The sequence below is a fragment of the Aliivibrio sifiae genome, assembly GCF_002954705.1.
Lineage (GTDB): Bacteria > Pseudomonadota > Gammaproteobacteria > Enterobacterales > Vibrionaceae > Aliivibrio > Aliivibrio sifiae_A.
This window is the reverse complement of the sequence record NZ_MSCO01000001.1, coordinates 1,690,150-1,696,464: the sequence shown is the minus strand read 5'-3', so window position 1 is coordinate 1,696,464 and position 6,315 is coordinate 1,690,150. Positions and strand designations below refer to the sequence as shown.

Here is a 6,315-nt window from a genome sequence, read left to right as displayed (position 1 = left end):
TAATTAATTTATTAATAGGACATGAGCGGATTTAATCTGGTCATTGAGGTTTTTATTTATTTTTAATAGAGATTGTAGGTGGGAAAATATCAGATTTTCTAAATTCTTGCATTACTCGTAATGTAATGTCGGTTTCAAATAACTTTTCAAATTTAATATCAACAACATAAGCTTTACAAGTAAGCTGAATGGCTAAGTAATTGTCAGTAATACTTTGTTTAACCAAAACGACAACCGGCTTAGGTAGATGAATATAACGACTTGATGACGCCGCTTCTTGGATAATATCACGAGCGGTATTTATATCTTGATCCATGCCGATATAAAATGGAATTACCACCTGCATGTCTAGAGCACCGTAATTCCCACTCATTGCGACTTCATTTAAGAATTTGTTGTTTGGGATGGTAATAATATCATCATTGAGTGTTTGCATGCGAACAGAACGCAAACCAATAGCAATAATATCGCCATAATGCCCTTCAAATGTAACTCTATCGCCAACTTGAAAAGGTCGGTCAATCATAATGGTTAAACCAGCAATAAAAGAAGCAGTAAGATCTTTAAGTGCAAAACCAACAGATACCGCTAGAGTACCGCCAATTAACGCCAGTACTCTTTCATCCACACGGAAGCTGAGCATGAATACTGTCATCCCCGTAGACATATAAATAAAGAATTGGAAAAAAGATTGCAGCTTTTGCATTAACATTCGGCGTTGAGCAAATTGACTACTGATCCCATCAACAATCGACTGAGTAAATCGAAGTAATAACCAAGCAATAAAGACAATGATGAATGAAAACGCGACACCGCTCCATCGGATCAAACTTGCGAACTGGTGCAGGTTATCAATTGATTGAGCATCTTCCGCTAATGCGGTATGTCCAAAGCTGAATGCAATAAAAAAGACAAATAATCGAAGCATATTATTTCACCAATAAGTGTTGACGATGAAGAACGTTAGTAATGTGACGGAACCAGTGATCTGAAATTCGTGCTTTGCTGTCATTCCACTCAATGTAACCGCGGCTTTGGAAATAACGCAGAGTACTAATTACTTCAGCCATACTTAAACGACTGCATTCACTCACATCGGCAGGGGAGGCAATTTCTAATTGCACAATCGAGCGAAGTACAGCCAACATAGGTTTTGGCATTGTTTCAAGATCATCAGAATGAGGCGCTTTAAATAAACGAACAAGAATTTCGTTAGAATCTTTATCACGATGCAGTGAAAGTCTAAAAAATCGTAGTGCAACGGTAGGGTTACCATCAGAATAGTCCCATAAGATACGATAGAAACCGTTTTTAGCTCGTTCTTCTTCGGTTAAATTCTCTTCATCCCATTGCCTTGGTAGCACTAAACCATCGAAAGAAATGGAAGGTCGTTGTTCTTCTGTCTCTGTTTTAGGCACTGTTGTAATTCGAGATTCAAGTAATTGACCGATTTGTTTTTCACCCCATTTAGGCATGAAGGTAACTAAATCAAATAATAAGCGTTCACCACGAGCACGGTCAATAAAACGCCAGCTTGATTTTTCGATAGCAAGAACCACTCGGTGGCTTTTACGAGCTCGTCGCAATAAATTCGTTAACTTCATTAAGTCTGATAAGCCATTAACTTTTGGTTTTACCAAGCGCTGTGCATTATCAAACGCAATTAAATAACATTCATCACTGTTTCTTAAGTGTTGAAGAATCTCTCTTTCTGTTGATTCGCTATCCAAACCTAATTGAGCTGAAAGTTCAGGAAGTAGGGCTGAATAACCATCGTATGGGCAGTTAATGTAAATTGGCTGAGCATTCTTTACTTTAGTTAAAATACGATTAAGTAACGTTGTGGTACCAACGCCTCTCTCTCCAGAAAGAACACATACCGCTGGGCTTTCAGTTAATAAATAGCGAGAAAGAGCTGTCATTTCATCTTTCGCATAAATCTCGATTAAAGGGGAGTCTTCTGCTCCTGGTGCGATGTAGTCAAACGCTGTTGCTCCTTTAATGCGAACTAAATTAGATAGCTCTCGTGAGACTTCAGTTTGTTTTGCAACTTCAATTCGAAATAAATACGCTAAGGCATGACTGAACGCTGCATATTGAGATAAAACACTAATGATGCTGTGTTGAATTGCTCTCCAAGATAGCCAAATAGCTCCGCAGCCAGTTGCTGCAATTGAGATTAAAAAAGTATGTTGATTACGGACTGCCCACTGAATTGATACAGGTAATGGTTCAATCTGATAGATACGCTCAAAAATAGTCGTTTTCCACTGTTTTAGCGTATAAATAGTGAGAAGAACAAAGAATAAATAAACTAATGAATTAATCCAAGCGTATATCGTACCTTCACCAAGAGTTCTTGATGAAATTTGTAGAATAACACCCGCAACAATTGCTCCCCATACGTAGTGGCGTATGGTCGCCAATCGCAAAGCAGTGACGTCTTTTTTATTATGCTTACTATTACGATAAGTAAATTCAAGGATAAAGCTTACGGCAATAGAACCACCTAATATCCACCAAGTAAAGATTTCAAGAAAAATTAAGTGTTGTAAGCTTGGAAGCGTTGACACAATACGTAATGTCACAGTAATTAGCAGTAGCCAAGCAATTGCTTTGTGTGCACGAGTAAGATACCAAATGCTTCTAATGAACATGTTTGGTTTAGTTGAGCCTTCTAATCTTGACGTTTTAAAGTCATTAATTAAACGAGCAGAGTTTCTCATCCACCAACTGAAAATAAAAAATACACATAGTACTTTAAATATGACACTGATTATTGGAACTGGAGATATTTGTAAATCGTGCAGTAAACTCTTAAAACTACGGATTTGATAATGTAAATAATACTCAATATTTAGTTTAGTAATAGAGAGTTCAGAATAAAATTGTGTGACGCCATATGGTCCAAAACCAGTGAGTTGCTCTCTAGTGGTTTGATCCGTTAATTTTAGAAGCTGTTGTTTGCTCAAATTTAAAGAGTTTAGCGATTGATGATTACTTTCTACGACTAACCAGTGAGCTTCATTGCTATCATTTCGGTAATTAATTAATGCATTTTTAAGGCTTTCAGAGTGTTTTGTTTGTTCGATAATCGTCGAGGACAACAAACGTTTTACTTGAGAGTAATCATTATTAGAAAAAAAATGTTGTTCTGGAAGCGATCTCATATCCGTGTCAATTTTTTTGGCTTGCGGTGTGATTTCTATTGGTTGCTCATCAGAAAGCCCCCAACTGGCATAAGTCAATTGAGGTAAAATGAATAGAACGGTAAACAAAAGGTAATGAGAAAGTTTTTTCATATAGACCAAGGAAATGAATAGTATTAATAATACCTTAGCTAAATTTGAAGAAAAAACCAGTAATAAAGGTGGGAATCGAGAACAAAAAAATCGCGGCCTTTTATTTTGCCAAAATTGGCCTTTTTTATAAAAGATAGACAGATAAAACCACTTTCCAAAAGGTATTAATTCTAATTGGAGGTGAAAATCATTAGAATAGAGAAATACAAACGTATTCCTTTTTTCGATGGTCTTAATATGTATTGGTTCCTATTTTTTGGTGGTGTGATTTGTTTAATTGTTGTGATTTTATATTTTCAATCTATCGAGAAGAAAAAAATAATGGCGGCTCAGCGAAGAAATCGTTCTTTGCATTCCTCTACACCCGTTACCTTTGATGACGAAACAGATAGGAAAGATAAAATAGAGCGAGCAATGAGCGGCAACATCACCGCTCAGCTTGCGCTTGGAGCAGATCTAGAATTAGTCGATCAGAATGGAGCCATAAAATGGTACTTAAAAGCGGCAGAGCAAAATAGTCAACAAGCTTTTTATGCTTTAGTTCGACTTTATGATGACAATTATGATGATCCAAACTCGAGCGAGAAGTCTAAGTATTGGGCTGCACGTTTAGGGGATTCAAAAGGCTTACAAGAGTCATCTCTTATTCTTGGAAAACTTTATCTTGAAGGTGTTGGCTGTGATAAAAACATAGATTTTGGGACTCAAATTATCACGGACTTAGCATTAAAAGATAATCTTAAGGCGCAACTATTTCTCGCACAATGGTATCAAAAATTGCAAGACGGACATCCTGAAGGGTTTTATTGGATGTTAAAAGCGGCTTATCAAGATGATGCTAAAGCAATGGTGACGGTGAGCTCTTGTTATTATCATGGTATCGGAACGAAGAAAAATATTTATAAGGCAATCTATTGGTCAGAGAGAGGAGGAGAACTGAAAAGTCCTGAGTCTCAGTTACGCTCTGCACAATATAATCAAAAGATATCATCGTCTCACAATGCGGTTGCTTATATTTGGGCTTACCTTGCTGTTGCTAATGATTATGAAGAAGCGCACAGTTTAAAGAATGATCTTGAAGCAAGCTTACCTTTGGAAAATTTATTAACAATTCAAAATGTCGCTCGTAAATTACATGGTTTAATGAATGAAAAGCCAGTAAAGAAACATTCTGTGATTCGTTTGCTTAATAAATTTTATGTCAGAGAGAATTATTTTCCACCAGAAGATATCAATGATGAATGCGCGATGTATACCGACTAGAGTTATAGCGCGGATAGAAGTAGTCGTAAAAAAATGCCAGTCCGTGAGGACTGGCATTTTTGTATATCGAATTAATTATCGATTAATCATCACGCATAATACCAAGAATACTTAGTAGGCTGATGAAGATGTTGTAGATAGAAACATACAGCGTAATCGTTGCTGAAATGTAGCTTGTTTCACCACCACGAATGATTGATTGTGTCGTCAATAGAATCGCACCTGTTGAGAACAGGATAAACATACCGCTCATAGCAAGGTGTAATAAAGGCATTTGTAGGAAGATGTTCGCTACCATACCAATAAGTAACACAACAAAACCAGCCATTAACACACCATTAAGGAATGATAAGTCACGTTTAGTTGTTAACGCATAAGCAGATGCTGCCATGAAAGAAAGTGCAGTACCACCAAGAGCCGTTAAGATCACATCCCCCATACCTGCACCAATGTACATGTTTAGGATTGGACCAATAGTGTATCCTAAGAAACCTGTAAATAAGAAGGTAAACAAAAGACCCATGCTATTGTTACGGTTCTTTTCCGTTAAGAATAGTAAGCCGTAGAAACCAACTAGCATAATGATAATACCTGGACGAGGTAGGTTTAACGCCATTGATACGCCAGCAACTAATGCTGACCATAATAGTGTCATCGACAGTAAGAAATAAGTATTACGCAATACTTTATTTGTTTGTAGAGCCGACTCTTGTGTACGAGTTTGGCCGAACATTTGATTATTCATCATATTCCCCTTGGAATGGACTGACATAAATATATAGACAGTTATGGCGTCTATAGTTCAAAAAATCAAGTTTGTTCTCTTTTTTGAACTGAATTAATTGAGCTGGAAACCATTTTACATCAGTACATTAACTTAGCTGATGAAGTTTGTAAGTATCTGTAACAATAAACAGCGATCCTAAGATCGCTGTTTATGTGGTTTGCTGCAATTTAAATGACCGTTAACTTATCATTTAGAGCTAATGATGCAGGATCTGACTTAAAAACAACTGTGTACGGTCCGATTGTGGATTTTCAAAGAAGTCTACTGGGTTGTTTTCTTCTATGATTTCTCCTGCGTCCATAAAAATAACGCGATCGGCAACTTCTTTGGCAAAGCCCATTTCGTGAGTTACACACAACATTGTCATCCCTTCATCTGCGAGTTCGACCATTACGTCTAATACTTCTCGTACCATTTCAGGGTCGAGCGCTGAGGTTGGCTCATCAAATAACATCACTTGTGGGTTCATACAAAGAGAGCGAGCAATGGCGACACGCTGTTGTTGTCCGCCAGAAAGTTGACCTGGATATTTATCGGCTTGATCTGGAATTTTTACACGTTCAAGGTATTTCATTCCCAATGCATCGGCTTCTGATTTCGGCATTTTTTTCACCCAAATAAGTGCAAGTGTGCAGTTTTCAAGAACCGTTAGGTGAGGGAATAGATTAAAGTGCTGAAAACACATACCGACTTCTCTACGTACCGCTTCTATGTTTTTTAAATCTTCAGTGAGTTCTGTACCCGAGACAAAAATGTGACCTTTTTGGTGTTCTTCTAAACGGTTAATACAACGGATCATGGTTGATTTACCTGAACCTGATGGGCCACAGATAACTATTTTCTCGCCTTTTTTAACTTGTAAGTTAATGTTTTTAAGTACATGAAATTGACCATACCATTTGTTCATGTCTTCCAATTGGATCATATAATCTTGTTGAGTCGTCATAACTACATCCTTGAATT

The 6,315-nt window shown here is 37.1% G+C and carries 5 protein-coding genes; 1 reads left to right on the top strand and 4 read right to left on the bottom strand.

The features are described 5' to 3' along the window. Positions 1–52 precede the first annotated feature (52 nt). Positions 53–928 carry a mechanosensitive ion channel family protein gene (locus tag BTO22_RS07500; RefSeq protein ID WP_105054953.1) on the bottom strand — a complete coding sequence of 292 codons (876 nt, stop codon included), beginning with the start codon at positions 926–928 and terminating at the stop codon, positions 53–55. A 1-nt stretch (position 929) separates the two neighbouring features. Then, positions 930–3,302 carry an ATP-binding protein gene (locus tag BTO22_RS07495; protein ID WP_105054952.1) on the bottom strand — a complete coding sequence of 791 codons (2,373 nt, stop codon included), beginning with the start codon at positions 3,300–3,302 and terminating at the stop codon, positions 930–932. 180 nt (positions 3,303–3,482) lie between these two features. On the opposite strand from BTO22_RS07495, the gene BTO22_RS07490 reads away from it, so the two are divergent. After that, positions 3,483–4,565 (top strand): tetratricopeptide repeat protein, encoded by a 1,083-nt coding sequence (locus tag BTO22_RS07490; RefSeq protein ID WP_258132558.1) that lies wholly within the window; start codon positions 3,483–3,485, stop codon positions 4,563–4,565. 82 nt (positions 4,566–4,647) lie between these two features. Here BTO22_RS07490 and BTO22_RS07485 read toward each other — a convergent pair whose 3' ends face one another. Continuing rightward, on the bottom strand, positions 4,648–5,310 hold the full coding sequence (locus BTO22_RS07485) for a Bax inhibitor-1 family protein (RefSeq protein ID WP_060991254.1): 663 nt from the start codon (positions 5,308–5,310) through the stop codon (positions 4,648–4,650). Positions 5,311–5,548: 238 nt separating this feature from the next. After that, on the bottom strand, positions 5,549–6,298 hold the full coding sequence (locus BTO22_RS07480; RefSeq protein WP_105054950.1) for an amino acid ABC transporter ATP-binding protein: 750 nt from the start codon (positions 6,296–6,298) through the stop codon (positions 5,549–5,551). Between the last annotated feature and the right edge of the window lie 17 nt (positions 6,299–6,315).